At 69.5% G+C, this 26625-nt stretch carries 24 protein-coding genes; 17 read left to right on the forward strand and 7 right to left on the reverse strand.

Annotation, left to right across the window (positions count from 1 at the left end; all coding sequences use genetic code 11):
• Positions 1–113 precede the first annotated feature (113 nt).
• From ABZ420_RS08020 to ABZ420_RS08070, 11 genes are all read left to right on the forward strand, one after another.
• Positions 114–596, forward strand: coding sequence for a nitroreductase family deazaflavin-dependent oxidoreductase (locus ABZ420_RS08020; protein ID WP_051175897.1), 483 nt, complete (start codon positions 114–116; stop codon positions 594–596).
• A gap of 58 nt (positions 597–654) precedes the next feature.
• Complete coding sequence (locus ABZ420_RS08025) at positions 655–2955, forward strand: molybdopterin-dependent oxidoreductase (protein WP_357118599.1); 2301 nt, start codon at positions 655–657, stop codon at positions 2953–2955.
• A gap of 110 nt (positions 2956–3065) precedes the next feature.
• Positions 3066–4031 carry a LysR family transcriptional regulator gene (locus tag ABZ420_RS08030; protein WP_357118602.1) on the forward strand — a complete coding sequence of 322 codons (966 nt, stop codon included), beginning with the start codon at positions 3066–3068 and terminating at the stop codon, positions 4029–4031.
• 29 nt (positions 4032–4060) lie between these two features.
• Positions 4061–4723, forward strand: coding sequence for a transcriptional repressor LexA (gene lexA, locus ABZ420_RS08035; protein WP_357118605.1), 663 nt, complete (start codon positions 4061–4063; stop codon positions 4721–4723).
• Positions 4724–4783: 60 nt separating this feature from the next.
• Positions 4784–5692, forward strand: a complete 909-nt coding sequence (locus ABZ420_RS08040) for an NAD-dependent protein deacetylase (protein WP_357118608.1) — start codon at positions 4784–4786, stop codon at positions 5690–5692.
• A gap of 192 nt (positions 5693–5884) precedes the next feature.
• A complete protein-coding gene (locus tag ABZ420_RS08045) occupies positions 5885–6727 on the forward strand; it encodes an ABC transporter permease (protein WP_357118611.1) in 843 nt (280 codons plus the stop codon).
• Complete coding sequence (locus tag ABZ420_RS08050) at positions 6728–7456, forward strand: ABC transporter ATP-binding protein (protein WP_357118614.1); 729 nt, start codon at positions 6728–6730, stop codon at positions 7454–7456. It abuts the gene before it with no gap.
• Entirely contained in the window at positions 7453–9045 is a 1593-nt protein-coding gene (locus ABZ420_RS08055; protein WP_357118617.1) for an FAD-binding protein, read from the forward strand. Before ABZ420_RS08050 ends, ABZ420_RS08055 begins: the two co-directional genes overlap by 4 nt.
• Positions 9042–9383, forward strand: a complete 342-nt coding sequence (locus ABZ420_RS08060) for a 4Fe-4S dicluster domain-containing protein (RefSeq protein WP_357118620.1) — start codon at positions 9042–9044, stop codon at positions 9381–9383. Before ABZ420_RS08055 ends, ABZ420_RS08060 begins: the two co-directional genes overlap by 4 nt.
• A 16-nt stretch (positions 9384–9399) precedes the next feature.
• A complete protein-coding gene (locus tag ABZ420_RS08065) occupies positions 9400–10392 on the forward strand; it encodes an ABC transporter substrate-binding protein (RefSeq protein WP_357118623.1) in 993 nt (330 codons plus the stop codon).
• A gap of 100 nt (positions 10393–10492) precedes the next feature.
• Complete coding sequence (locus ABZ420_RS08070; RefSeq protein ID WP_357118626.1) at positions 10493–11263, forward strand: 2-phosphosulfolactate phosphatase; 771 nt, start codon at positions 10493–10495, stop codon at positions 11261–11263.
• A 21-nt stretch (positions 11264–11284) separates the two neighbouring features.
• Here the strand turns inward: ABZ420_RS08070 and ABZ420_RS08075 are convergent, their stop codons facing one another.
• The 5 genes from ABZ420_RS08075 to ABZ420_RS08095 all read right to left on the reverse strand — a co-directional run bounded on the left by ABZ420_RS08075 (position 11285) and on the right by ABZ420_RS08095 (position 16577).
• Positions 11285–11902: a TetR/AcrR family transcriptional regulator gene (locus tag ABZ420_RS08075; RefSeq protein WP_357118629.1), complete on the reverse strand. Its 618-nt coding sequence runs from the start codon at positions 11900–11902 to the stop codon at positions 11285–11287.
• Between the two features lie 83 nt (positions 11903–11985).
• Positions 11986–13494, reverse strand: coding sequence for an NAD(P)/FAD-dependent oxidoreductase (locus ABZ420_RS08080; RefSeq protein ID WP_357118632.1), 1509 nt, complete (start codon positions 13492–13494; stop codon positions 11986–11988).
• Positions 13491–14348, reverse strand: a complete 858-nt coding sequence (locus ABZ420_RS08085) for an SDR family NAD(P)-dependent oxidoreductase (RefSeq protein WP_357118635.1) — start codon at positions 14346–14348, stop codon at positions 13491–13493. Before ABZ420_RS08085 ends, ABZ420_RS08080 begins: the two co-directional genes overlap by 4 nt.
• The gene (locus tag ABZ420_RS08090) at positions 14332–15237 is read right to left on the reverse strand and encodes an alpha/beta fold hydrolase (protein WP_357118638.1); all 906 of its coding nucleotides are present in this window, start codon (positions 15235–15237) and stop codon (positions 14332–14334) included. The genes ABZ420_RS08085 and ABZ420_RS08090 overlap by 17 nt, the downstream gene beginning before the upstream one ends.
• On the reverse strand, positions 15234–16577 hold the full coding sequence (locus tag ABZ420_RS08095; protein ID WP_357118641.1) for a cytochrome P450: 1344 nt from the start codon (positions 16575–16577) through the stop codon (positions 15234–15236). Before ABZ420_RS08095 ends, ABZ420_RS08090 begins: the two co-directional genes overlap by 4 nt.
• A gap of 470 nt (positions 16578–17047) precedes the next feature.
• On the opposite strand from ABZ420_RS08095, the gene ABZ420_RS08100 reads away from it, so the two are divergent.
• From ABZ420_RS08100 to ABZ420_RS08125, 6 genes are all read left to right on the forward strand, one after another.
• The gene (locus ABZ420_RS08100) at positions 17048–18337 is read left to right on the forward strand and encodes an ABC transporter substrate-binding protein (RefSeq protein ID WP_357118644.1); all 1290 of its coding nucleotides are present in this window, start codon (positions 17048–17050) and stop codon (positions 18335–18337) included.
• Positions 18334–20148, forward strand: a complete 1815-nt coding sequence (locus ABZ420_RS08105) for a hypothetical protein (protein WP_357118647.1) — start codon at positions 18334–18336, stop codon at positions 20146–20148. Before ABZ420_RS08100 ends, ABZ420_RS08105 begins: the two co-directional genes overlap by 4 nt.
• Before the next feature lie 45 nt (positions 20149–20193).
• Positions 20194–21921 (forward strand): tetratricopeptide repeat protein, encoded by a 1728-nt coding sequence (locus tag ABZ420_RS08110; RefSeq protein WP_357118650.1) that lies wholly within the window; start codon positions 20194–20196, stop codon positions 21919–21921.
• 119 nt (positions 21922–22040) lie between these two features.
• On the forward strand, positions 22041–22736 hold the full coding sequence (gene purN / locus ABZ420_RS08115) for a phosphoribosylglycinamide formyltransferase (RefSeq protein ID WP_357118653.1): 696 nt from the start codon (positions 22041–22043) through the stop codon (positions 22734–22736).
• Positions 22737–22778: 42 nt separating this feature from the next.
• A complete protein-coding gene (locus ABZ420_RS08120) occupies positions 22779–23570 on the forward strand; it encodes a histidine phosphatase family protein (RefSeq protein ID WP_357118778.1) in 792 nt (263 codons plus the stop codon).
• A 73-nt stretch (positions 23571–23643) separates the two neighbouring features.
• On the forward strand, positions 23644–23955 hold the full coding sequence (locus ABZ420_RS08125) for an EthD family reductase (protein WP_357118656.1): 312 nt from the start codon (positions 23644–23646) through the stop codon (positions 23953–23955).
• A gap of 341 nt (positions 23956–24296) precedes the next feature.
• Here the strand turns inward: ABZ420_RS08125 and ligD are convergent, their stop codons facing one another.
• Both ligD and ABZ420_RS08135 read right to left on the reverse strand, forming a co-directional pair.
• On the reverse strand, positions 24297–25229 hold the full coding sequence (ligD, locus tag ABZ420_RS08130; protein WP_357118781.1) for a non-homologous end-joining DNA ligase: 933 nt from the start codon (positions 25227–25229) through the stop codon (positions 24297–24299).
• A gap of 142 nt (positions 25230–25371) precedes the next feature.
• Positions 25372–26577, reverse strand: coding sequence for a site-specific integrase (locus tag ABZ420_RS08135; RefSeq protein ID WP_357118659.1), 1206 nt, complete (start codon positions 26575–26577; stop codon positions 25372–25374).
• Positions 26578–26625: the final 48 nt, after the last annotated feature.

The raw sequence follows: 26625 nt of genomic DNA on the forward strand, positions 1-26625 counted from the left end.
ATATGAGTCTCGTAATTTATGACCGCAACCCGACCGTGCGCAGGCCTCGGTACGAGGTGTTAGATCTAGAGCGCCTGCCAAGTCGCGAGTTCGCTACGGAAAGGTGTCCTGATATGGTCTCGAATCCGGTGCCGGCCTTGGCTCGACGGCTGGCCCAGCGGCGCTGGGTCATGCGGTCGGCGCCGGTCGTGCTGCGGGTCGAACGCTTGATCCGGCGGGCGAGCGGCGGACGAAAAGGCGTCCTGGATCTGGCGGGGCTGCCGTCCGTCGAGGTCACCGTGCCGGGGCGGAAGACGGGAATCCCGCGCACCACATCGTTGCTCTACGTGCCGCACGGTGCGGACTTCATCGTCCTCGGTTCGAATTGGGGCGGTCCGAAGCATCCGGCCTGGTCGGCGAATCTGCGTGCGGCGCAAACCGCCTCGGTCCGGCACAAGGGCGAGCAGTTCCTGGCCACGGTGCGCGAGATCACCGGCGTGGAGCGCAAACGCGTCTGGGATCTGGCGGTCGAGTTCTGGCCCGGCTACGCCATGGAGTACGAACTGTCCGGCGGCCGGGTGTTCCGGATCTTCGAGCTACGCCGCGTATCCGACTGACAGTGGCATCGGAAACGAGTGACGGCCGGGTATTCGTGTGGCCGGTTACGGTGGGAGGGTGACCACGCATCTGACCCACTGGGGCGCGTTCGAGGCGGACAGCGACGGCGAACGGCTCACAGCGGTCCGGCCGTGGCATGGTGACCCGGAGCCGGTGCCGCTGATCGGCAATGTCGCTTCGGCGCAGCATCATCCGACGCGTATCGATGGGCCGTATGTTCGTCGGGGCTGGCTGGAGAACGGCCCGGGCCCAGGTGCGCGGGGTTCGGAGTCTTTCGTCCCGGTGTCGTGGGAGCGCGCGTTGGACCTGCTGGCCGGCGAGCTCGGCCGGGTGTACCAGGAGCATGGAGCGCAGGCGGTGTACGGCGGCTCGTACGGCTGGGCCAGCGCCGGGCGATTCCATCACGCGCAGAGTCAATTGCACCGCTTCTTGAACTGTCTCGGCGGTTACGTCCGGCACGTGAACAGCTACAGCCTGGGTACCTCGACGGTGTTCCTGCCCTATGTCATCGGTGATATCGGCTGGGTGACGCAACAGGCGACGGCGAAGACGGTCTTGGCCGAACATTCCGAGCTCGTGGTGGCTTTCGGTGGTTTGTCGCCGAAGAACGCGGCCGTGTCGCCGGGCGGGGTCTCGCGCCACAACATGCGCGGCTGGATCGCGGCGGCGCGGGCGCGGGGTTGCCGTTTCGTGTCGATCAGCCCGCTGCGCGACGACACCCCGCGGGAGAGCGAAGCGGAGTGGATCGCGCCGCGGCCGGGTACCGACGTGGCGATGATGCTGGCGCTCGCCCAGGTGCTGGACGCGGAGGGTTTGGCGGATGAACAGTTCCTGCGCGAGTACACGGTGGGCTGCGACCGCTTCGCGGAGTACCTGCGTGGTGCGGTGGACGGAGTGGTCAAGGATCCGGAGTGGGCCGCGGCCATCACCGGTGTGCCGGCCGTCCGGATCCGGACGCTGGCCCGCGAGATGGCTGCCGCGCGAACCCTGGTGACGGTGAGTTGGTCGTTGCAGCGGGCGCGCCATGGTGAGCAGCCGCTGTGGGCGGGTGTGGCGCTCGCGGCGATGCTGGGGCAGATAGGGCTTCCCGGAGGCGGCTTCGGACACGGGTACGGGTCGGCCGCGAGTATCGGGGAGCCTGCGCGCGTGCCCGCGCCGCGACTTCCGCAGGGGCGCAACGGCGTGGACGCCTTCATTCCGGTCGCACGGATCGCGGACATGCTGCTCGAGCCGGGCGCGCCCTTCCGCTACAACGGCCGGGAGCTGGTGTATCCGGAAGTGCGGTTGGTGTACTGGTGTGGCGGCAATCCGTTCCATCACCATCAGGACCTGGCTCGGCTGCGCACGGCGTTCGGTCGTCCGGACACGGTGGTTGTGCACGATGCGTTCTGGACGGCCACCGCGCGGCACGCCGATATCGTGCTCCCGGCCACGATGTCGATCGAGCGCGACGACTACGGCGTGGGGGAAGGCGACCGTTCGTTCTTCCCGATGAAAGCGCTGACTCGCCCGTATGGGCAGGCGCGCGACGACTATTCGATCTTCGCCGAGACGGCCGAACGGCTCGGTGTCGGGAAGGAATTCACCGAGGGGCGTTCGGCGGTCGAGTGGCTGCGGTATCTGTATGAGCGATGGCGTGTCGAGCAGTCGCGCGCGGGGCACGAGCTGCCGGATTTCGACGCGTTCTGGGCCGGTGAGGTCCTCGAGCTTCCGGTTCCGGACCCGAATCAGGTGTTGGCGGCGGACTTTCGCGCCGACCCGGCTCGGCATCCGCTGAGCACGCCCAGCGGGAAGATCGAGATCTTCTCCGCGACCATCGATCGCTTCGGGTACGCCGATTGCCCGGGGCATCCGGTGTGGTTGGAGCCGGAGGAGTGGCTCGGTGGTGCGGCGGCGGCGCGGTTCCCCTTGCAGTTGGTGGCGAATCAGCCGCGGACCAAGCTGCACAGCCAGCTCGACGTGGGCGCCTACAGCCGGTCGGTGAAGATCTCCGGGCGTGAACCGATCCGGATGCATCCTTCGGACGCCGACGCGCGGGGTCTGCGTGCCGGTGAGATCGTGCGGGTGTTCAACGAGCGGGGCAGTTGCCTGGCCGGTCTGGTGGTCGACGACGGGGTGCGGGCCGGTGTCGCGCAGTTGTCCACCGGAGCGTGGTACGACCCCGACCCGGCGGACCCGACATTCTGCCGCCACGGTAATCCGAACGTGCTCATCGCCGATCGTCCCTCTTCGACGCTCAGCCAGGGGTGCGCCGGACAGCTCACGCTGGTGGAGGTGGAGCGTTATGCGGGCCCGATCACGGAGGTGGAGGTGATGCGGCCGCCGCCCATGGATCGGATGAACACCGAATGGTTGTAGGCTCTGTCGGTCGATCGTGGTTGTGCGTCCATGTGAGCAGTGATGAAGGTCGATGCCGGATTTGGGATACGGCATGGGGGACAACGTAGGGTTGTCGCTGGAGGTGGCGCGTGGAGCTTGATCTCGCGGCGGTGCGCGCGTTCGTCGTGGTGGTGGAGGAGCAGCAGTTCGGTCACGCGGCCTCGGTGCTGGGGATCAGCCAGCAGGCGGTGTCCAAGCGCATCGCGAAGCTCGAGTCGCAGCTGGGAACGGAGCTGTTCGACCGCGGACGCGGCGGCAGTGTGCCGACAGCGGCCGGTACCCGGTTGCTGCCGTACGCGCGTTCCTTGCTCGCCTGCTCCGAGGCCGCGGTGCGGGCGGTGCGCGAAGTAGTGCGGCCGTTGCGGGTCGCGGTGCTGGGGAAACGGATGGCCGCGACCGATTTGATGGAGTTCTATCTCGCGCGTCATCCGCACCGCGACACCGAGATCGTCATGTCGAATATGATCACGACCTCGCGGGAAGCGTTGCGCGGTGGCATCGTCGATGCTGCTCTCGCGCGCGCGAACGGCGGCCCGGTGGCTCTGCCCGACGATATCGTCGCCGCTCCCGCGTATTTGGAGCCGTTGTATCTGCTGGTGGGTAAGGACCATCCGTTCGCGGGCCGGTCGACGATCGCGTTGCGCGAGATCGCCGGGCATCCGGTGTGGGTGCCCGGTGCGGCCGTGCCGTCGGAGTGGGCCGACTTCTATCGAGATCTCAGCGCGTTCAGCGGGATTGCGGTCGACACCAGGGGGCCGCTGGTGGGTATGGCCGAGATCGTCGAACGTATCGCGGACTCGTCGTCGTTGACGACGTTCAGCGGCGACGGGGGCCAGACGCCGTGGCATCCGAACGTGCGGCGCCTGATGATCGTCGATCCCACCCCCGCCTATCCGCTGGCGTTGTTGTGGTCGGCGGGCAACCGGCATCCGGGTCTGCGGCATTTGGTCGAGCACGTCGCGGACAACTACAACCGGGATACCGCCGCGGCCTGCTGGGTTCCCGATTCCGATCGGGCGCTGTTCGGCGTGCCAGGTGCGGTGGCCCGGCGGTAGTGTCCGCTCGTGCCTCTACCATTCCCCGGGTGACCGGATACGACCCGCTCGACGCGTTCGAGCATCTCGACACCTCGACGTTACCGCCGCGGCAGCAGCGGATTCTCGCCACGATTCGGGACTGGGTTGTCCGGCACGGGTATCCGCCGAATACCCGTGAGATCGGTGACGCGGTGGGTCTGCGGTCGGCGTCGTCGGTGTCGAAGCATCTGAAGAGCCTGGAGGAGCGTGGTTTCCTGCGCCGCAGCCGGACGGTGTCGCGGCCGATCGACGTGCGGATGTTTCTGCACGCGCCCGCGCGGCGGGAGATCGCGGAGGATTCGGTGGCGGTACCGGTGGTCGGTGACATCGCGGCGGGCGCTCCGATCCTGGCCGAGGAGCACGCCGAGGACATGATGACGTTGCCGCGTGAGCTGGTCGGGCGCGGCACGGTGTTCGGGCTGCGGGTACGCGGTGATTCGATGATCGATGCGGCCATCTGCGATGGCGACCTCGTGGTGGTGCGCAAGCAGCACGAGGCGCATTCCGGCGAGATCGTGGCGGCGATGATCGATGGTGAGGCGACGGTGAAGGTGTACCGGCGGCGCAACGGTCATGTGTACCTGGAGCCGCGCAACCCGGCCTACGAGGTGATCGATGGCGACGAAGCGGTCGTGCTCGGCAAGGTCGTTTCGGTGATGCGGCGCGTCTGACCTCGCCGGACTCTTCCCCGCGCGGGGCGGCCGTTCGGCCGTCGCCGTACCCTGAACGGCATGTCGGAGTTTGCGCGGACACCTCTGGGCGACGGGTTCGAGCAGCTGGTGCGGTTGCTCGAGGGGCGCCGGGTCGTCGCGTTGACCGGCGCCGGGATCTCGACCGACAGCGGGATCCCGGACTATCGTGGTCCGTCCTCGCCGCCTCGCAACCCGATGACCTACCAGCAGTTCGTCGGTGATCCGGTGTTCCGGCAGCGGTACTGGGCGCGCAATCACGTCGGCTGGCGGCGCATGGACGGGTCGCGCCCCAATCCCGGGCATCGTGCGCTGGCACGGCTGGAGCGCATGGGCGTGGTCACCGGGCTGATCACCCAGAATGTGGATCTGCTGCACACCAAGGCGGGGCATCGACGGGTGATCGATCTGCACGGCACCTACGCGCGGGTGCGTTGCCTGAGCTGCGCGTCGCTGGTGTCGCGGATGTCGCTGGCCGACCGGCTGGAGGCGGCCAATCCGGGCTTCGCGCAGGCCGTGACGACCGATGGCCTCGAGGTCGCGCCCGACGCGGACGCGGTGGTCGGGGACACCGGAAACTTCCGGATGGTGGATTGCGCGCACTGTGGCGGCATGCTGAAGCCCGACATCGTCTATTTCGGGGAGAACGTGCCGAAGGAGCGGGTCGCCGCGGCGTATGAGCTGGTCGACGCCGCGGACGCGGTGCTGGTGGCCGGGTCGTCGCTGACGGTGATGTCCGGGCTGCGTTTCGTGCGCTACGCCGCGAGACGGGGTTGTCCCGTCGTCATCGTCAATCGGGGCCGCACGCGCGGTGACGAACTGGCTGCGCTCCGGCTGGACGCCGGGTGCTCCACGGTTCTGCCTGCCCTTGCCGAGCGCCTGAGCGAAACGGGTGTTCGGGTGATGGCTGCGCACCACTCAGCCGGGCTGGACGATTCCGTCCAGCGATGACTCGACCGGACGACCGTCCCGGGCAAATCCGGGTCCGAGCATCCAGGCGCCGAGGCGAACACGCGTCTTTCCTGCTGAGCGCGGTGGCCGCGCCGGGCGCGGGTTCAGGATCGCGTTGATCGCAACCATTCTGTGAACCGGCGGCGGTCCTTACTGTTCCGGACAGTACTTCTCGTGTGAGGACCGTGTCCGATGACATTGCAGTTGGATCCGACCACATCGGCGCCACCTTCTTCCGCTGCCGAGGCGACCGGCGAAAGCCCGGCTCCGTTCACCCGCAGGCTGCTCGGCCTTGTCCGGGCGTCCTCCGGATTGATTTTGGCGGTGGTGATCTGGCAGTTGGGTGCCCGATCGTGGCTCGGCGCGACCACTCCGGCGCCGACCGAGGTGCTCGAGGCGGGGTGGGAGCTGATCCGGTCGGGTGAGTTGTGGCAGCATCTGGCCGCTTCCGGTCGCCGGGTGGCGGTCGGGTTGGCGATCGGCATCGGCATCGGCCTGGTGTGCGGTGTGGCGGCCGGACTGTTCCGGGTCGCCGAGGATCTGGTCAACGGCCCGTTGCAGGCATTGCGGATGCTGCCGACGTTGGCGCTGGTGCCGGTGTTCATCATCTGGTTCGGCATCGGGGATTCGTTCAAGATCGCGTTGATCATCGTCGCGCCCATCTTCCCGATCTACTTGAACGTGCTGGCCGGGATCCGCGGCGTGGACCGGCGGCTGGTGGAGGCGGCGGAATCGCTTGGCCTCAACCGGTTCGAGCTGACCACGAAGATCATCCTGCCCGGCGCGTTGCCGCAGATCTTCGTCGGACTGCGGCAGGCGCTGGGCGTCGGCTGGCTCACCCTGGTGGTCGCGGAGATGCAGACCACGCCGGCGGGGCTGGGCTTCCTGATGAACGATGCCAAGGAGTTCTTGCGGACCGACCAGATCTTCCTGGTCCTGGTGATCTACGCGGGCCTCGGGTTGCTCACCGATCTGTTCGTGCGCGTGCTGGAACACCGGTTCCTGTCCTGGCGTACCGGCTATGAGGGGAAGTAGATGACCGCCACGATCGGGGCCGGTGTCCGCATTCGCGGTGCGGCGCGCGCGTTCGCCGGACGCACGGTGCTGCGCGAGGTCGACTTGGATATCGCGCCGGGGGAATTCGTCGCGCTGCTCGGTGCCAGCGGCTCGGGCAAGAGCACGCTGCTGCGCGGGATCGGCGGGCTGGATCGTGGGTTCGGCGGCTCGTTCGAGGTGCCCGGGTCGAAGGCGATCGTGTTCCAGGAGCATCGGTTGATTCCCTGGATCAGCGTGTGGCGCAACGTCGTTCTCGGCGTCGAGGGAGCTTCCAAGGCTCGGGCGCTGACGGCGCTGGAGGAAGTGGGGCTCACCGCGAAGGCCGATGTGTGGCCCGCGACGCTGTCCGGCGGTGAAGCTCAGCGGGTGGCGCTGGCCAGGGCGCTGGTCCGCAATCCGGAACTGTTGCTGCTCGACGAGCCGTTCGGCGCCCTCGACGCGCTGACCCGGTTGAAAGTGCAAGCCCTCGTGGCTCGCCTGTGGACGCTGCACCGCCAGTCGGTGTTGCTGGTGACCCATGACGTGGAAGAGGCGCTGCTACTGGCCGATCGGGCGCTTGTTTTGCGCGATGGCCGCATCGCCGAATCCTTCGACATCACCGTCGCCCGCCCGCGTTCGGTGGTCGACCCCGCATTCTCCGCACTTCGCCGCCGGTTGCTTCTCGCACTCGGCGTGAATCCCGAGGCACCGACAGGAGCAGACGCATGAGTGAACCGTTGCAGATCAGCACGGACGTCTTGGTGATCGGCGGTGGGCCCGCGGCCTGCTGGGCCGCGATCCACGCCAGGGAAGCGGGCGCCGAGGTGACGTTGATGGACAAGGGCTACTGCGGGACCAGCGGCGCTACCGCCCCCGCCGGCACCGGCGTGTGGTACGTGGCGCCGGAGGCGACCGCGCGGGCGAACGCGAAAGCCAGCCGGGAAGCGCTGGGCGGGCACCTGGCCGATCACTACTGGATGGACCGGGTGCTCGATCAGACCTACGCGAACATGGATCGGCTCGCGGTGGAGGGCCGGTACCCGTTCCCCGTGGACCCCGGTACCGGGGCGCAGATCCGCACCGGCGTGCAGGGCCCGGAGTACATGCGCCGGATGCGGGCGTGGGTGAAACGGATCGGGGTGCGCATCCTCGACCACTCGCCGGCGCTGGAATTGCTGGTCGACGCCGACGGCGTGGTGCGCGGCGCGGCGGGCTACCAGCGCCAGGCCGAGCGGGACTATCGCGTGGCCGCGGGTGCGGTGGTGCTCGCGAGCGGGGGCTGCGCGTTCCTGTCCCGGGCGTTGGGCACCAACGTCGACACCGGTGACGGCGCGCTGATGGCGGCCGAGGTGGGCGCCCGCTTCTCGGGCATGGAATTCTCCAACGCGTACGCGATCGTGCCGAAGGGTTCGACGATCACCAAGACCGCCTACTACGGGTATGCGACCTTCTTCCACGAGGACGGGCGAGTGCTCGAGGGCGCGGGCTCGACCAAGGGCCGTTCGGTGATCGCGCGGACCCTGCTGCGGGAGAAGGTGTTCGCCCAGCTCGATCGTGCCGATGCGACGGTTCAGGCGCAGATGCGGCTGGGGCAGCCGAATTTCTTCCTGCAGTTCGATCGGCGCGGCATCGACCCGTTCACCGACCGGTTCGAGGTGGACCTGCTCGCCGAGGGCACCGTCCGCGGCACCGGCGGCATCGATGTCGTCGACGACGACTGCGCCACCACGGTGCCGGGCCTGTACGCCGCGGGTGACGCGGCGACCAGGGAACGGATCTGCGGCGGATTCACCGGTGGCGGCAGCCACAACTCGGCGTGGGCGATGTCGTCGGGCAGTTGGGCAGGACGCGGAGCGGCGAGGTTCGCGTTGCGATCGAGTGGTCCTCGGAGTGCCGATCTGCGTGGCGCCGGGCGCACCGGGTTGCGGCCGGAGCACGGTGGGTCGGTCCGGGCCGTGGACGTGGTCGAGGCCGCGCAGCAGGAGCTGATCCCGTTCGAGAAGAATTACCTGCGCCATGGTGACCGGATCCGGCCCGCGCTCGCGAATCTGGACGACGTGTGGGAGCACGCCGCGCGCGGTCTGGGCGGCGGGACCGGAGACGAGCGGGTGCGGGCGCGGCAGGCCGCCGCGATCACCGCTGTGGGACGGTTGATGTATCGGTCGACGTTGGCGCGCACGGAGACGCGCGGGATGAGCAAACGCGCCGATCACCCGGATCTGGATCCGCGGCAGCACCACCACATCCTGTCCGGCGGTTTGGACGAGGTGTGGACGGCGACGGCCGCGGCGAGCGGCGCCTCGGCGGTGGCGGCATGATCGAGATCTTGCGCGCGGGTGACTGCATCGCCTGTGACAAATGCGTGGACGTGTGCCCCACGAACGTCTTCGATCGCACCGACGGCGGAATCCCGGTCATCGCGCGGCAATCCGATTGCCAGACCTGCTTCATGTGCGAGGCGTACTGCCCCACGGACGCGCTGTACGTCGACCCGGAGGCGACTCCGCTGGCCGATCCCGGCGCGGTCGGCGAGGACCACATCGGCCGCTACCGCAGGGAGTTGGGGTGGGGTCGCGGCCGCACACCCGGCAGTCTCGTCGCGGTGGGGCCGCGTCTGCCGCACGGCGCTCCGCCGCCGCGGCTGTCCGAACTCTGATCGACGAAAGCGAATCATGCGCGTATTCAGGCTGATCGTGTCCGCTCTGGTGTCGGCGCTGTTGGTGGCCGTCACCGGCTGCGGGGCCGACGACGCGGGCTCGGCGACCCGCGCCGAGATCAAGACCCTCCGTATCGGCACCATCGGCACCGGTAACGTGCTCACCGGGCCGGTCGGGTTCGCCCACCAGCGCGGGGCCTTGCTGCCTGCGCTGAAGCCGCTGGGTGTGGACGACATCGAGGTCTACAGCTTCCCCAACGGTCCCGACTTGAATCAGGCGCTGGTCGGTGGCCGCCTCGACGTCGCCACCTACGGGGACACGCCCGCTCTGGTCGCGCGCGGCAGTGGATTGACAACGCGGCTGCTGGCCATCGCGGCGGTGAATTACAACGCCGGTGTGGTGGCGAAGGATCCGGCGATCCGGACGCTGAAGGATTTGGCGGGCAGAAAGATCGGCGTGCAATCCGGTTCGTACATCGATCGCTACCTGCAGGGTGCGCTGAAGGCCGAGGGCATTCAGGCGCAGCTGGTGCATCTGCTGGCCACCGACGCGGAGGCCCCGCTCAACGGCGGTGATATCGCGGCGGTCGCGCTGCCGGATGTGAACCCGTCGTCGTTTTTCCGATCGTTTCTGGCCAAAGGTTTCCACCAGGTCGACTCGATTCACGACAACCATCCCGATCTCGCGGGCACCAGCTCCTCGGTCAGCAGCCAGGAGTTCCTGGACAGTCATCCGGAATTCGGTGGCGCATGGCAGTCGGTCATGGTCGAAGCCAACCGGTATGCGAAGGAGCATTGGGACGACTACGTGAACTATGAGGTCGCGCAGTCGAAGTCGCCGGAGGCGGTGGTACGGGCGACCGCGCGCCCGAGCTACATCCCGGACGAGATCTTCGCGCCGCTGGGCATCCAGTTGCTGACGGGGACCAAACAGTTCCTGGTGGAGCAGAAGAAGATTCGAGAAGATTTCAGTTTGGAGGAATGGTTCTACCGGCCCAAGCAGGGCTGAGCCGGAGAGAGCGCGAAGGTGATCCGGTGGGCGAGTCTGTGACGCACGCACTCGCGTGCCACAGGCCGTCGCCGCGCGGGGCATAGATCGGGGGACGAGCATGCCGCAGATCGCCGAGTGGGCGCGGCAACGGTCGTGGGGTGTTCGGCTGGAGTGGGGTTCGGCCGGTGCGATGGCGCTCGGGCCCGGCAGCGCGTGCGTAGTGGTGGTCGACGTTCTGTCGTTCACGACATCGGTGTCGGTCGCTGTCGAAGCAGGGACACAGGTGCTGCCCTACCCGTGGCGCGACGATGCGGCCGCGGAGTTCGCCGCGCGGCAGGGCGCGGCGCTGGCGGTGGGGCGGCGGGCGGTGTCCGAGCAGCAGCCGTGGTCGCTGTCTCCGGCGGCGTTGCGGCGTGCGCCGGTGGCCGAGCGGCTCGTGCTGCCCTCACCGAACGGTTCGGCCATCGCCGCGGCGGTCAGCGGTGTGCCGGTGGTGGCGGCGTGCCTGCGCAACGCGGGCGCGGTCGCTCGCTGGATCGCGGGGCAGGGGTGGGGTACCGCGCGGGCGCCGGTCGCGGTGATCGCCGCAGGCGAGCAGTGGCCCGGCGGCGCGGAGTTGCGGCCCGCGGTCGAGGATTGGCTGGGTGCGGGGGCGATCGCCGCGGCGCTGGCGCGTATCGGAGCGGGGCCGCTGTCTGCGGAGGCGCATGCCGCGGCGGTGGCGTACGACGCGATCGCCGACGTCGCGGCGCTGATTCGCGATTGCGCCTCCGGCCGGGAACTGACCGAGGGCGGGTTCGCGCAAGATGTCGCGGTGGCCACGGAACTCGACTGCAGCGCGGTGGTGCCGGTGTCGACCGGCGGAGCATTCGTCGACGCCGCCCGGTGAAGCGGTGACCGCGGCCGAGCGCTAGGTGTGCGGTCCGATCAGCGCGATCGCGGATTCGACCGCCACCTCGACCATGCCGCCGATATCGCCGCCGTCTTCCACGGTGGTGGCGATGAGTTCCCGGAAGCCGCCGAACAGGATGGTCGCCACCTGCCGGGACGGTGGCCGCAGTCCGGCGGCCGCGAATTCCGGTGTGTCGGTGAGTTTCCGGATCAGGGCGATGAACGTTTCGCCGACCTCGCGTTGCAGGTGACGGGTGTCCTCGCCGAGGGCGGGGACGACGCGGATCCAGCTGAGGGTGATGGAGGGATCGTCCTGTGCGGTGCGTATCCACGCCTCGATGGCGTGGCGCACCTGGGTGCGCCACGGCATGTGCGGGTCGACCGCGGCCTCGATCTGCTGGATCGTCTCCTTGTTGCGCTCGGTCAGCAGGGTGATGAAACAGTCCTGTTTGCTGGTGAAGTGCTCGTAGAAGGTGCGGCGCGAGGTGCGGGCGTGGCGGACCACGTCGGCGACGGTGGAGTCCTGGTATCCGCGTTCGCGCACGGCGACGGCCATGGCGTCGAGCAGGCGGCGGCGAAACCCGGAATCCGAGCCGTTGTCGGCGGAGGTGCGGGGTACGGGCTCGGCGCGGGTCACGAGAATCAGGTTAGTTTCTCCACTCGGGTCACCGCGCCCGGCCCGAGCCGCACGGCGGGCGGGTGTCGCGCACCGGCGCGCGGTCAGGGCGTCACCTGCCCGGAATCGCGCCCCTGTGCCACGGCCTGGGCATCGTGGGCCGGTGCGTCCGCGCCGGTGAAGCGGATGGTGCCGTCGTCGATGCGGCCGTAGCGCAGGGTGAGCACATCGTGGCCGTAGCTCATACCCAGCCGCCACGGGGCCCGGGAGCCGGCCTTGGGGAAGCGGTCGATGTCGCGCAGCACGTAGCCGGCCGGGAAGTCCAGCAGTGGCTCCGGTGCCACGGCGGGGTCCGGCCACGGGGTGGTCTGCCGGTAGCCGCCCTCGTCCATGTGGCGCAGCAACCGGCAGACGAACTCGCTGACCAGGTCGGCTTTCAGTGTCCAGGACGCGTTGGTGTAGCCGATGGTGAAGGCGAAGTTCGGTACTCCGCTGAGCATCATCCCCTTGTAGGCCATGGTCTGTGGCAGCGCGACCTCGTGTCCGTCCACCGCGAGCCGGATGCCGCCGAGTGCGAGCAGTCGCAGTCCGGTCGCGGTCACCACCACGTCGGCGTCGAGTTCGCGCCCGGAGGCCAGGCGCAGTCCGGTCGCGGTGAACGTGTCGATGCGATCGGTGACGACCGTGGCGCGGCCGTCGCGGATCGCGCGGAACAGATCGCCGTCCGGCACCAGGCACAGCCGCTGGTCCCACGGCTGGTAGGACGGTTTGAAGTGGGTGTCGACGTCGTAACCGTCGGGCAGTCGCTTGATGGTCAGATCGCGGATGAACTTGCGCATCTGCCGGGGCCGCCGCCTGCTGAACTGGTAGATCAGCGTGCTGATCAGCACGTTCTTCCAGCGGACGACAGTGTACGCGCGCCGCGGGCCCAGCAGTCGCCGCAGCCGGTCGGCCACGGTGTCGCGGGCGGGGACGGGCAGGATGTAGGTCGGCGACCGTTGCAGCATCGTCACCTGTGCTGCGGTCCGGGCCAGAGCCGGGACCAGGGTCACGGCGGTGGCGCCGCTGCCGATGACGACCACCCGCTTGCCCGCACAGTCCAGGTCCTGGGGCCAGTGCTGTGGATGTACCAGTCGGCCGCCGAATTCCTCGACGCCGGCGAACTGCGGTGTGTAGCCCTCGTCGTAACGGTAGTAGCCGCTGCACACGAGCAGGAAATCGCAGGTGATCTCACTTGTGGCGCCGTCGTGTTCGGCCAGCACGGTCCAGCGGGACTCGGCGCTGGACCAGGACGCGTCGGTCACCCGATGTCCGTAGCGGATGAATCGGTCGATGCCGGCGTCGGTGGCGGCATCGCGGATGTAGCGCAGGATGGCGGGGCCGTCGGCGATGGCCTCGGCTTGCGTCCACGGGCGGAACCGGTATCCGAGGGTGTGCATGTCGGAGTCCGAGCGCACGCCGGGGTAGCGGAACAGATCCCAGGTGCCGCCGAGGTCGTCGCGTGCCTCGAGGATCGCGTAGCTGCGGGCGGGGAACGCCGCCTGCAGGTGGTGGGCCGCGCCGATGCCGGACAGGCCCGCGCCGACGATCAGGACGTCGAGGTGTTCGGTCATGCCGGTGCTCCTGTGGTGTCGCGGGTGCGCAGGCGGCGCTCGAGCAACGCGACCACGCCGTAGTAGTGGGTGGGTGTCACCCGCGCCAAGAGGTCGAACAGATAGGCGTCGGGTCCGACGAGGATGCGGGATTTGCCGTGTTCGACGCCGCGGCGGATGATTTCGGCCGCTTTCTCCGGCGTGGTGAGGGTCAGCGCCTCGAATTCGGCCGCCATCTGCTCGTGCGTGCGGCCCCGGCCCTCGGGGTCCTTGCGGACCCGGGCGTTGTGCGCGATGTTGGTGCTGATGCCGCCGGGGTGGACGTTCACCGCGGACACCCCGGTGCCGCGTAGTTCCTGGCGCAGGGCGTCGGTGAACCCGCGCACCGCGAATTTCGCCGCGCAGTAGGCGCTTTGGTTGGGCATGCCGAGCAGCCCGAACACGCTCGATGTGTTGACGATGACGCCGTGATCCTGCTCGACGAGGATGGGCAGGAAGGCGCGCGTGCCGTTGACGACTCCGTCGAAGTTGATCCGCCGCAGCCATTCGTCGTCCTCGGGGACGGCGTCGAGCACCGAGGAGGAGACCGCGACACCGGCGTTGTTGAACACCGCGGCGAGCGGCGCGGTCAGCCAGTCGCGGACTTCGTCGGCGAAGGCGAGCTGGTCGGCGGCGTCGCGCACGTCCAGGACCCGGGTCAGTACCGGGCCGGTGAGCGCGGCGGCGGTTTCTTTCAGCCCGGCCTGGTCGATATCGGCGATCGCTACGGGAGAGCCTGTGGCCGACAGCGATCGGGCGAGGCTGCGGCCGATGCCGGAGGCCGCGCCGGTGATCATCACCGGGCGGCCCGACAGTGGCCTACAGGTGCGGGGCATCGATGCTCCTGGTTTCGGTGGTGCGGATGTGTTCGTGGATGAGGTCGGCGAGACTCGGCCACACCGCGGCGGGCAGGTCATGGCCCATGCCCGCCAGGGTGCGCAGGCGAGCGCCGGGGATCGCGCGAGCGGTCGCGGTGGCGCCGGTCGGTGCGACCATCAGGTCGCGGTCACCGTGCACGACCAGTGTCGGGGCGGTCACCGCGCGCAGTTCACCGGTCCGGTCACCGGATTTCAGGATGCCCGCCAGTTGACGGCCGACGCCCGCGGCGGGGGCCGGATCCCGGTCCCAGGTCCTGGCCGCCGTCGCGCGCACCGCGGACTCGTCGAACGGGTAGGCGGCCGACCGGATGTGCCGGTACATGCGCACGGCCCGGTCGATGTGCTCGTCGCGGGTGCGGGCGGGCCTGCCGAGCATCAATCGCCAGGTCGACCACGCCGGGCGCCCGACGCGCGCGGCGCCGGTGGTGGACATGATCGAGGTCAAGGAACCGACCCGGGCGGGATGGCGGGCGGCGACGGTCTGGGCGATCATGCCGCCCATCGACATGCCGACCAGATGCGCTCGGGGCAGCTCGAGCGCGTCGAGCAGGCCCACGGTGTCGGCGGCCAGATCAGCCAGCGTGTATTGATCGCGGTGCCAGCGCCGGGCCAGCAGCTCGACCGGGCCCGGTGGCGGGAAGTGGCCGTGCGTGGAGCGGCCCGCGTCGCGATTGTCGAAACGGATGACGTGGTAGCCACGCGCCGCCAGGAGCTCGCACAACCCCTCGGGCCAGTCGTGGAATTGCTGGCCGAGCCCGGCGACCAGCAGAAGCGGGATCCCGCCCGTGCCGTACTGCTCGTAGGCCAGGGTGACGCCGCCGCCGACGTCGGCGAGTCGCTCGCTCATGCCGTCGCCCCAGCGGCGTGGTCGAGCGCCGGGACACCGGGTCGCGCGGTGCGGCGGTGCACCACGGCGCGGCCCTTCTTGGCCGGGGCGAGGGCGACGCCGCGGAAGTGCGGGCGTTCGTCGCGGGCGTCGGTCGGCTCCAGCGTGAAATCCCGCAGCAGGGTGCGCAGCACGACGTTCATCTCCATCATGGCGAACGCGGCGCCGATGCACCGGCGGCTGCCGCCGCCGAACGGGATCCAGCTGAATGTGCCGGGCCGCACGCCGAGGAAACGATCGGGGTCGAAGGCGCGGGCATTCGGGAACAGCTGCTCGTTGTCGTGCATCAGCCGGATGCTGACCAGGACCTTCTGCCCTTTCGGCAACGTCCACCGGCCCAGCGGCAACGTATCGGCCCGGACCTGGCGAATGGTGGCGTCGATGACCGGGCGCACGCGCTGCACCTCCAGCAGTGTCGCCTCACGCAGCTGCGAGCCGCCGGCATCGGCTTCGGCGACCAAGCGGCGCAGGACCTCCGGGTGCCTGCGCAGCCGCTCGATCGTCCACGACAATGTCGTCGCCGTGGTCTCGTGCCCAGCGGTGAGCAGGGTCAGCAATTCGTCGGCGATCTCACTGCGCGACATGGCGGAGCCGTCGTCGTAGCGCGCTTGCAGCATCATCGCCAGCACGTCGTCGCGTTCGTCGATTCCGTCGCGGAGCGCGCGGTCGATGAGCAGGCCCACGATGTCGTCGTAGCGGCGGCGGTAGGCCGCGAACCGGGACCAGGGGCCGAATCTGCCCAGCGCCCCCTTGGGCACCGGGAACGCGGCAAGGGCGGATCCGATGAAAACGAGTTTGGGCAGCAACTGGCGTAGTTGCTCGAACTCCGCTCCCTCGGCGCCGAAGACCGCGCGCAGGATCACGTTCAGCGTGATCCGCATCATCGAATCCATCGTCGCGAACTCGCGGCCGGTGGGCCACGAACGCATCTCGCGGACGGCTTCGGCTTCGATCAGCGCGTCGTACACGGCGAGTCGGCGGCCGTGGAAGGGCGGGGTGAGCAGTTTGCGCTGTTTGCGGTGTTCCGTGCCGGTCAGCGCGAACAACGATCCGGGCCCGAGGAATTCGCCGAGGTTGACGTCGACGTTGTCGATGACGTCGGTGCTCGCGGTGAACAGCGCTTTGATCTCGGCGGGGTCGGCGAGCACCACCGATCGCCCGAACCTGGGCATCTGGATGGTGAAGGCCGACCCGTAGCGCTCGTGCATGCGCCGCCAGGTGCGGGTGCGTCCGGTCAGGATTTGCAGGCTCTGCACGATCGGTGGGGTAGTTGGTCCTTCTGGCAGTCGCACAGCGGGCATATGCCCACCTCCTCGCGTGGTACTCCGATGTACCAGTCGTACGGTACGCTCATGTACCAGACTGTGACAAGGCTTACACCGAAACGATCGGCCGGTCACACCACGCCCCACAGTTCGGCGCTGTGCACCGCCGGCAGGGCTCGGATGCGGTCGAGCGCGTCGGCGGCGGCCATCCCGGCGAGTCGGCGCCCACGCGCAACCCACGGTCACGGCAGCGGCGCTCGAACCGCGCGGCCCGACCGGGCAGCGACAACCGGTAGCGAGCGGCACGGATACCCAGCGCGGCGTAGGCGGCACCGCTCAGCGCCAGTGTCGCGCGCGACCTCGGCGGCGGCTTGCTCGAGGATGCGAGAGCAGCGGCAGCCGCCGCGCACGGGAGTTTCGGCGGACGAAGATCGCGAAGTGCCCACCGGCGTGACGGCTTTGCCGCATAATCGGGTTCGATTGGCACGCAATGACATCGGGGGTCGATGAGCACGCGTAGAGCGGTGCTGCAAGCGGGAATGGTTGTCCCGCTGGCCGCTGCGTGCGCGCCGGACCTGCTGTTGGGCAGCTCCGACGCGGTGCGCGTAGGGGTGTCCTGGAGCGGACAGGAACTGGCGGCCTTCCACACCGTGCTGGCCGGACTGGACCTGGGTTTCGCGGTCGAAGTGATCCCCCTCGGCGACAACACCGACACCGCGTTCACCGCGGGCGGCCGGTCCGCACCGGACGTGGTGTTGCTTCCGCAGGCGGGACGGGTGCGTGAACTCGCCGAACGCCACGAACTGCGGCCTGTCGACGAGACGGTGTGGGCCGACGAACTCGGCACCCGATACGCCCAGCCCTGGCAGCAGTTGCTGCGTTACGAGGATCGGCTCTACGGTGTGCCGTTCAAGGCCGCGGACAAGTCACTGGTGTGGTTCGACCGGCAGCAGTTCGCCACCCACGGCCTGGGTGAACCGGCCGCGTGGATGCTCGGGGACTGGGTCGACCGGATGGAGGTGCTCGCCCAGACGCCGATCCGCCCGCTCGCGCTGGCCGCCGCCGACGGATGGGTGCTGACCGACTTCTTCGAGAACGTGCTGCTCGCCGAATCCCCGCGCATCTACGACGAATTGGCCTCCAAGCACAGCCGCGAGTGGGACAACCCGGCGGTGCGGGCCGCGTTCGGGCATCTGGGAGTGTTGTGGGGGCAACGCCACGCCTTCCCCGGTGGCGTCGGCGTCGCCCTGACCAGGCAATTCTCCGACGCCGTCCGGGACGTGTTCCAGCACCGCCGCGCCGCGGCGGTCGTCGCCCCCGACTTCGCCGAACCCATCGTGCGCAGCGCGGTCCGCGCCTCCGGGCGCGAGGTCGAAGACGCCGTCGGGGTCGTGCCGTTCCCGGCGGTGACCGCCGCGTCGGTGCGGCCGAAGATCGTCGGCGGCGACGTGATCGTGGTGACGCAGCAGGCGAACCAGCGTGCGGGCGAACTGGTCGAGAAACTGGCCGCGGACCGCGCCCCGCTGCCGTGGATCCAGCGCTACGGCGGTTTCCTGGCGCCGAACCTGCGGACCGAGGCGGACTACTCGCCGCTGCTGGCACCCTCGGCGCGGGAACTCGCCGCCCGCAGCACCTTCGATCTGTCCGACCGGATCGGGCCGGTCGGCGGCCGGGAAGGGCTGTGGCGGGTGCTGACGGAATTCCTCATCGCGATCGGTGACGGTGCGCAGACACGGGTCACCGACGCCACCGAACGCGCGATCGCCGCGCTGGACGACATCGAGCAGCGCCGATGACCTCGCCCCCGCATTTCGACATCAACGGTCTGCGCATCGAGCTGGCCACCCGCCGCATGCGCGGACCGCTGGTTCCCGGCGGCAGGCCACGCCGGTGGCTGGGTTGGCTGGCGGGACTGCCCGCGACGGTACTGACGGTCGCGCTGTTGGCGCTGCCCGCCGGATGGACCGTCCTCATCGCCGCACGGGCACGCCCGGTGGAGGTCCTCGCGTGCGCGATCGTCGCCGCGAGTGCGCTGCTGCCCGCGGCGCTGCGCAGGCGGCTGAAAGCGCCGCGGAGACGAATCCTGGCGTGGGTCTTCGCGATCGGCGGCACCGTCGGCGGACTGTGGCTGCTGGGCGGCACGATGACCGCCGACGGCCGCGGCGCCTACCTGCGCACGCTGCTGTGGGTGGCCTTCGGGATCGGGCTGCTGATCCTGGCGCTGGCGATCGCCTGGTGGGGGCGGGCGGCGCGATGGCTGTGGCTGCCGCTGATCGTTCCGTTCGGCGTGTCGGCGTTCGTATCCGGGGTGGCGTTCCGGGTGATCTTCGGCAACGGCGCCCGATGGCTGGACATCCAGGATGTCGGGATCTATCGGTGGTGGCTGGCGGCGATGCTCGGGTCGGCGTTCCTGTGGACCTGGCTGGGCTTCCTCACCGCGCTGTTCCGTGCGGGAATCCATGCGATAGAGGCCGATCCGGCGCGCGCCGGGTACCTCTACCGCGACGACGGCAGGCCGCTGGCGATCCGCCTCTACGAGCTGCTGCGCCCGGTGTTGCTGATCGCCGGGCTGGCCGTGGGGGTCGCGGCCGCGCGCGTGTTCGACGTGGTGCTGATCGGGGTGCCCGGGGCGCTCGAGTACCAGGTCGACAGCGCGACCGTGCATTGGTGGCGGCTGGACGCCGACGCCGACCCCGGCGTCGCCGCGGCCTACACGCTGCCGCTGGCGGTGCTGGTGGGCGCGGTCGCCTGGCTGCTGCAAGTGGACGTGCGCAGGCACCGCGCGAGTTGGTCGGCGGTGCGCGCGATCTCGGTGGCGGGACGGCGGCGCATCGGTCCCGGGCGCGCGGCGGGCATCGTGCTGGTCTCGCTGCTGGTGCTGTACCCGATCGGCGTACTCGCCTACACCGGTGTGCACAGACACGAGGGCTTCGGATTCTCCGCCGTCGCTCTGGTATTGGGCGACGACGGATTGTGGCGCTCATTGCAGACCACCGCCTGGGTCGCGGGGATCGCGACGGTGGTCGTGGTGACCGCGGCCGTTCCGGTGGCCTACCGGCTGGCCGCGCTGCGACCCAACGGCACCGCCGCCCGGCTGGCCGTCGTGGCACTGGTGGTGCTCGCGGTGATCCCGGCGCAAACCTACCTCGGGCCGCTCGACGGTCTCGTCGACGCCTACGAGCTGTCGGGAACGCGGATCCCGCTGATCCTCGTGCACGCCGCCGCCGGACTGCCGGTCGCCATCCTCGTGCTGCGCGGCGCGATGCTCGCCCCACCGGGCAGCACGGCCTCCGACGCCCTGCACGGCCTGGCCAGTCCGGGCACCATCGCCCAGCGCGTGCTGGCCTCCTCCGGGCCCGCGCTGGGGGCGGTGGCGGTGCTCGAATTCGTCCAGGTGTGGAACGACTTCTTCATCGGCCTCGTGGTCAGCGGAGCGGGAGCGAGCCCGTGGTCGCTGCTGCTGTGGGGCGAAGCACGGCAATTCGGTGAGAACATCGCGCAACTGGCCGCGGGAGCGCTGGTATCGGCCGTGCTGCCGGTGGCGCTGCTACTGGTCACCTGGCGGCGCTGGGTCGTGCCCGGGCTGACCGGTGGAGTGCTGCGATGAAGCGGACCCCATCGGTGGCCACCGGTGGGGCAAGGGAGGAACCGGGTGAGTACATCGACCGAACCCACCGAACCGGTCGGGCAGACCGCGACGCCGCGATCGTCCATCTGGATCGGTTTTCTGGGCACCGCGTCGCTGGTCGCCTACACCGTGCTGTTCGAGCTGGTGCGCACCCTGGTGGTGAACTCGTTCGGCGAGAACGCCCTCGTGCAGTTCTTCAACGGGCCGCTGCGCTGGTTGTCGGTGCTGTTCATCGCCGCGGCCGCGACCTATGCGCTGTCCCGGTTCGCCCGCGGGTATCGCACCAAGGTGCGCACCGCCCGTGAAATGGACCTGATCGCCGGTCTCGTCGAACCGGGCCCCGCACTGGCCGACGCCGGACCGCGGGTGGCCGCGCCGCCCCCACGGCAAGTCGCGGCGTTGAACGGGCACCTCATCGCCGCTGTGTTGCGGGACCTGCCGGTGCACGACTACGAAACCGTCGCGTTGCTCGCAGTGCTCAACGCCATTCGGGACACGCCGGGGCGGTTGCCGCTGGCCCGAGAACCCTCGGCGCGCACCGCGGCGAAACTGCTGGAGGGTCTGCGCCGCCGCGGGGTCCTCGCCCCCGATGGCGCGCAGCGGTTCTGCGTGCGTCTGGTGCCGAAGTTTCCGGATCGCGCGACGGTGACCGCCGGACCGCAGTGGGCCGCGGCGCTGACCGCGCTACTGCACCACTACGCCGATCGAGCAGGCCGCTGGGCGATCGCGCTGGAGTCACGGCGCTTCGCCGTAGGCGCTCGCCGCTGGTTCGAGACCGAGGAACCCTACCTGCGCGCCCTGGTGGCCGCGTGCGCGGCGGCAGCGGACACCGAAACCGATCCGGGTGTGGAATTCCCCCAGGTAGCGGTCGGGCATCTCATACGCCTCGGCCACGCCTTGGACGTGTGGTACGCCCGAAAGGGTTTGGGGGAGAACGCGAATGGGTTGGCCGACGACCTGCGCTCACTTCCCGGCATCGACGAGCTGAACCGCGACCTGGTGATGCTGCGGGCGGGCCGGCTGAACGCGCGGCCGCGGGGCTATCGGCCGCGGCGGCTGTCCACGAGCCTGGCTGCCCGCTGGGAACATCAGACGGCCCTGGGCACGCTGGCCACCGCGGCGCCGGATCTCGACAAGGTGGCCGACCAGTTGGAGACCGCGTGGTGGTTGCTGCCGCGCGACGACGTCGCCGGTGAGGTGTGCGCACTGATCAACCTCGCGGTGGTGCACATCCGGCAAGGACGCCTCGACGCCGCGCAGGATCGTCTCGAACTCGCCGAATCTCTCACCCGCGCGGGCCTCGATCCCGACGGACGCGCGCAGACCCACGAGACCATGGGCGCTCTGTGGTGGGCCCGCGGCGAACCCCGCCGAGCCCTGCGCTGCTGGCAACTCGCCCTGACCGGCTACCGCGCGCTCGACGACGACCCCGGCATCGGCCGCTGCCTGCAACACCTCGGCTCCGCGATCGTCGCCGACCCCGATCACGCCACCCTGCTGCTGCCCACCGACCCACCCCTCACCCGCACCGACGCCGTGCGCCAGGCCACCGGATGGCTCGCCGAAGCCCGCCGCAGGCATCGCGACGCCCAGCACGTCGGATACTACGTCGGCCGAGCCCGTTCGAGACTCCGCGCCGATCGCGGCTTCCTCGATCTGCTCCCAGCCCGCCGCCGCACCCCCCTCACCCACATCGACCAGTGGCCCGCTCCCCTCGAAGACCACGCCCACCGGCCGCACGCCGACCGCTGACCACTACGCCGCCGCGGCCGGGGCATGGCAAGACCCCGGCTCGTCCCGTGCGCAGGCAGCGACGCCCGGACTCGCGTCGCTGCCTGCGCACGGTGGTCGCTGTGAAAGACTGAGTGACCATGCCGGAGCTTCGGATCGCGGTGATCGCCTCCCACAACGGATCCAATCTGCGTGCGCTGCACCACGCTTCCCTCGACCCGGGCGCGCGGTTCCGGATCGTGCTCGTCATCAGCAACAACAGCGACTCCGGTGCGCTGCGTTACGCCCGCGACCACCGGATCCCCGACCGGCACCTGTCCGGGCGCACCCACGACGACCCGGACGAAGCCATCCGCGCCGCACTCGTCGAGCACTCGGCCGAACTCGTGGTGACCGCCGGATATTCGAAGAAGATCGGGCCGCGCACCGAAGCCGAATTCGCCGGCCGGATCATCAACGTCCACCCCGCCTTGCTGCCCCGCCACGGCGGCCCCGGCATGTACGGCAGGCACGTGCACCGAGCCGTTCTCGACGCCGGAGACTCCGTCAGCGGCGCGTCCGTCCATGTCGTCTCCGGCGAATACGACTCCGGTGCGGTCCTCGCCCAGGCCGAGGTGCCGGTCCTGCCCGGCGACACCGCCGACACGCTCGGCGCGCGGGTCCTCGACGCCGAGCACACCTTGCTCCCGGAGGTGGTGCGGCGCCTCGCGCAGGACCGGTCGGCATTCCCTTCGGTGCGTGCGAGCGGAACCGCCGCCCACGGCAAAGCGGCCGCGTTCGTCGTCGGCCACGGGAGTAGACACATCGCAGTCGTTTCCGATCGAGCCCCGTGCTGACGAGACAACCCGGAAGGAGGGGCGGGAGTGCGGCAGGTGTCCATGCGATCCGTGCTGGTTCTGGTTCGCCACGCGCAGCCCTTCATCCCGCGACCGGGTGGACCGGGTGACCACGAGCGTTCGTTGACCGGCGCGGGTAGAGGGCAGGCCCAGCGACTGGTGACCCAACTGGCCGCCGAACAACCTGCCGCGATCGTCTCCAGCCCCTACCTGCGCGCCGTCCAAACCGTCGAACCCCTGGCCCGTTCCACCGGCCTTCCGGTCCTCACCGACAACCGATTACGCGAGTGGGATTCCGGGATCGGTCCGACTCCCGACTACGCCCGATACCACGCCCAAAGCTGGGCCGACCCATCGTTCGCCAGGCCCGGAGGTGAGAGTCTGCAACAGCTCTCCGGACGTGCCACCGCGATCCTGACGGAGTTGGCGCAGCGGCACCGCGCCCGGACCGTCGTCATCGGCAGCCACGGAACCTTCATCTCCCGGGCGCTGATCGCGTTCGGTCGCCGCGAGGTGGGCTGGGCGTTCCACAGCGCGATGCCGATCGCCCGCGATCTATCGGCTGGTCTTCGAGGACGGCACCGTTCGAGCCACCGGGCCGGGTTTGGGCAATTGAGCCGGGTGCGATGGATCGGTGCCGGAGCCGGCGGCCGAGCAGATCGCGGTGGCGCTCCAGAATCTGGGACACAATCTGTCGGCAGCGGCATGGACCTCGCGGATCTGGTCAAGGTGACCGAGTATTTCGAACACCCACGCGTCACGCTGGGTGTTCGATCCGCGAATCAGCGGCATGAGCGCGGATATTCGCTCGTGCCCCTGCTCGTGTGCCTTTAGGGTGATGCCGGTATGGCGACGGCCCGAGATCTCCCGGGTGTTGTGGTCGCTCGCCGCCTGAACGGGAGTTGTTATGTACAAGCTGATGGTCCTGTATCCCGAGCCCGCCGATCCCGACCACTTCCGCGACTACTACGTGAGCAACCACCTCCCGCTGGTCGCGCGCATGCCCGGCCTGCTCGCGTGGCGCTACAGCTTCGAGGTGGCAGCGACGCAGGGACAGACGCCGTACTTCGCGGTCTTCGAGGCCGAGTTCGCCGACGCCGCGGCAATGACCGCGGCGAGGGCGTCTCCGCAGGGCCGGCGGGTGGCTGCCGATGTCGCCAACTACGCCACCGGTGGTGCGGTCGTCATCCACTATCCGGTGCAGAACGGCACCTGCTGAGCCTCGCCCTGAGGCACCGCCGTAGCCGCGGTGAGCCATGTTCGCCACATCCCCGCGGAATCGGTACACGCACTCTCACCGAGCGCGCTGTTGGCGCGCCCAGCCCTCCAGCATCGCCTCGACACCGCTTCTTCGGCGTTCAAGTGCACGACGTTGCTCGCTAGAACCAACCGCGCCGACCCCGGAGCCTCGTCCACCGAAATGGTGTATCAGATGCAACATTGATGCATCCAGTGCAGCGGCGCAGGTCGCATGCCGAGATCGAGGAGTGCGCTAGCGCGGCGAGTGATCTACCAGCACAAACGTTGGGATCAATCGGCAATACGGTGTTGCATCCGATCCTATGAAGGCATCTTCGCCTCATGGGGCGTCTTGTCCAGGCGCAATCCGCGCCAGCTGGGGTGGCGCAGGCCCTCGGGGGTGGCTTCACGATATTCGATGTCGGCGACGAGGACTGGTTCCACCCAGTGCGCGGAGGCGGCGACCACGCGCGGCGGGGGAACGTCGAAAGGAGTATCCGGGCGGGACAATTCGTTCAGTCGCGCTTGCAGGGCGCGACGATCGCGCATGGTCCATCCGGTGCCGACGTTGCCGATGTGCACCAACTGGTCGTGGTCGTCGTAGGCGCCGAGCGCGAGCGAACCGAACGTCGTCGAGAAACGTCCCGTGCCGGGCAGCCAGCCCGCGACGACGACCTCCGTCGTCCTACGCAGCGGCGTCTTGATCCACAGCGGGGAGCGGCGGCCGGGGTAGTAGGCGGAATCCAGACGCTTGGCGACGATGCCCTCCAGGCTGTGCTCGCGGGCGACCTCCATCAGCAGGTCGGGATCGACATCGGTGTAATGCGGTGGGGTGCGGGCCAGCGGCCGGTCGAGCGCGAGTCCGGCCAAGCGCTCGCGGCGCTGGGTATAGGGCAGATTCAGGAGGACCTCGTCGTCGGCGGCCAGCACATCGAAGGCGAGATACTGGGCCGGGAATCCGCGCAGCAACTCCGCGCTGGGCGAGACCACATGCATCCGCCGCTGAAGGCGACCGAACGACGGCGCCCCCGTCCTCGGGTCGGGCGCGACGATCTCCCCGTCCAGGATCAGCTCGCCCAGATCCGCCAGCGCCGCTGTGAGCTCGGGAAACGACCCACTCAGATCACGATTGTTGCGACTGTAGAAACGGCAGTCCCCGTCGCGGCAGCGCGCGATGGCGCGAATGCCGTCCCATTTCATCTCGAATGCCCATCGGCCGTGTTTCCGCGGTGGCCGTCCGGAGACGGCCAGCATGGGCGCCGGTGCTGACAGCACACATTCAGCATATCTTCAGATTCACCGCAACTTTCCCGTCGGCACGCTATCCAACTGCACTTACTGCGGGATATCCGTGAGGATTGTCTGCTCGATCTCTCGAGCGGCAAACTTTCTGCGGTCACAATCCGAGCTTGGTGACCGCGTTGTCTTCCAGCGGGTTGGCGGTGCGGATGTAGCCGTGGACGGTGCGCGGGTTGGACCAGCGGCCTTGGCGCATGATCTCGCGGTCGCTGGCGCCGCCGAGCGCGGCCTGGGTGGCGAATCCGGCACGCAGCGAATGGCCGGAGAACAAGGCGGGGTCGAGCCCGGCCCGGGCCGCGTAGCGCTTGACCAGTTCGGCGACCGCGCGCCCGGACATCGCGTGGGCGCCGATCGCGCCGTGGCGGGTGATGGTGGGAAAGAGCGGAAGGTCCGCATCGGTGAGCGTCGTGCCGGTGAAGCCGTGGCACCGGTGGATGTCGGCGGATCTCGCCGGAAGACCGGCGAGCCAGGCGCGAACGCCCGGAGTGCTTGCGGCGGCGTGCACTTCGCGCAGCCGCAACCAATCGGCGAAGGCGCAGACCGGGCAGGTGGCGGGGCGGCGGCCCCGCGGAAGGGCCACGCGCTGTTCCGCGGCGCCGGTCGGGTCGGTCTTCGTCGCGGGCAGCCGGATCAGCAGGATCGGTTCGCCGGTCGTGTGGTCGAGGCCCACCTCGACGTCCCCGATACGCAAACCGGCCAGTTCGCTGCGGCGCAACGCGCCGGCGAAACCGACGAGCAGTGCGAGCGCGTCCCTGCGGCGGGCGGGTTCGGTGGGCCAGCCCGGTTCGGGGAGCCCGCCGAGCAGTTGGTCGAGGGTGTGCAGCAGGACGGGGCGTTTGCGTTTGGGTTGCGCGCGGCGGGTACGGCGGATACCGCGCAGCGTCAGGCGCACCACATCCGATCGCGTCGGCGATGGCAGGCCATTGGCCGCGTGCACCGCCGCGATGGCGGCCGACTTGCGTTCCAGCGTCGCCGGACCGAAGGCCCATTCGCCGGTGTCGCGGCGTGCGTCGGCGGCCGCGGCCAGATAGACGGCGACATCCAGCGCGTCGGCGGGCAATGCCTGGCGGCCCTCGGTGGCGCACCATGCCGACCACGCCACCCAGTCGGACCGGTAGGCGCGCAGCGTGTTCGCCGATTGGGACGCTTCAAGATAGCGGCGCAGCGAACCGGCTTGGCCGTCGTCGAAGCGATCACGCACCAACCGCAATGCCGCGGCATCCACCAATACGCTGCGCACCCCACGGCGCAACTCGGTGCGCACCGACTCGGGAACCGCGACCACGCTGGAACGATCGTCCATGGCTCGGCTCCCGCGTTCATATCGGTGTTCGGCTGTCCGCGCCGGAAC

This window comes from Nocardia sp. NPDC005745, assembly GCF_040630775.1.
Classification (GTDB): Bacteria; Actinomycetota; Actinomycetes; order Mycobacteriales; family Mycobacteriaceae; genus Nocardia.

What these genes read in the sequence shown, in the direction of transcription:
- ABZ420_RS08020 (WP_051175897.1), top strand. Translation starts at nt 114, where the DNA reads ATGGTCTCGAATCCGGTGCCGGCCTTGGCTCGACGGCTGGCCCAGCGG.
- ABZ420_RS08040 (WP_357118608.1), top strand. Translation starts at nt 4,784, where the DNA reads ATGTCGGAGTTTGCGCGGACACCTCTGGGCGACGGGTTCGAGCAGCTG.
- ABZ420_RS08045 (WP_357118611.1), top strand. Translation starts at nt 5,885, where the DNA reads ATGACATTGCAGTTGGATCCGACCACATCGGCGCCACCTTCTTCCGCT.
- ABZ420_RS08050 (WP_357118614.1), top strand. Translation starts at nt 6,728, where the DNA reads ATGACCGCCACGATCGGGGCCGGTGTCCGCATTCGCGGTGCGGCGCGC.
- ABZ420_RS08055 (WP_357118617.1), top strand. Translation starts at nt 7,453, where the DNA reads ATGAGTGAACCGTTGCAGATCAGCACGGACGTCTTGGTGATCGGCGGT.
- ABZ420_RS08060 (WP_357118620.1), top strand. Translation starts at nt 9,042, where the DNA reads ATGATCGAGATCTTGCGCGCGGGTGACTGCATCGCCTGTGACAAATGC.
- ABZ420_RS08065 (WP_357118623.1), top strand. Translation starts at nt 9,400, where the DNA reads ATGCGCGTATTCAGGCTGATCGTGTCCGCTCTGGTGTCGGCGCTGTTG.
- ABZ420_RS08070 (WP_357118626.1), top strand. Translation starts at nt 10,493, where the DNA reads ATGCCGCAGATCGCCGAGTGGGCGCGGCAACGGTCGTGGGGTGTTCGG.
- ABZ420_RS08080 (WP_357118632.1), bottom strand. Translation starts at nt 13,494, where the DNA reads ATGACCGAACACCTCGACGTCCTGATCGTCGGCGCGGGCCTGTCCGGC.
- ABZ420_RS08085 (WP_357118635.1), bottom strand. Translation starts at nt 14,348, where the DNA reads ATGCCCCGCACCTGTAGGCCACTGTCGGGCCGCCCGGTGATGATCACC.
- ABZ420_RS08090 (WP_357118638.1), bottom strand. Translation starts at nt 15,237, where the DNA reads ATGAGCGAGCGACTCGCCGACGTCGGCGGCGGCGTCACCCTGGCCTAC.
- ABZ420_RS08095 (WP_357118641.1), bottom strand. Translation starts at nt 16,577, where the DNA reads ATGCCCGCTGTGCGACTGCCAGAAGGACCAACTACCCCACCGATCGTG.
- ABZ420_RS08100 (WP_357118644.1), top strand. Translation starts at nt 17,048, where the DNA reads ATGAGCACGCGTAGAGCGGTGCTGCAAGCGGGAATGGTTGTCCCGCTG.
- ABZ420_RS08105 (WP_357118647.1), top strand. Translation starts at nt 18,334, where the DNA reads ATGACCTCGCCCCCGCATTTCGACATCAACGGTCTGCGCATCGAGCTG.
- purN (WP_357118653.1), top strand. Translation starts at nt 22,041, where the DNA reads ATGCCGGAGCTTCGGATCGCGGTGATCGCCTCCCACAACGGATCCAAT.
- ABZ420_RS08120 (WP_357118778.1), top strand. Translation starts at nt 22,779, where the DNA reads ATGCGATCCGTGCTGGTTCTGGTTCGCCACGCGCAGCCCTTCATCCCG.
- ABZ420_RS08125 (WP_357118656.1), top strand. Translation starts at nt 23,644, where the DNA reads ATGTACAAGCTGATGGTCCTGTATCCCGAGCCCGCCGATCCCGACCAC.
- ligD (WP_357118781.1), bottom strand. Translation starts at nt 25,229, where the DNA reads ATGCTGGCCGTCTCCGGACGGCCACCGCGGAAACACGGCCGATGGGCA.
- ABZ420_RS08135 (WP_357118659.1), bottom strand. Translation starts at nt 26,577, where the DNA reads ATGGACGATCGTTCCAGCGTGGTCGCGGTTCCCGAGTCGGTGCGCACC.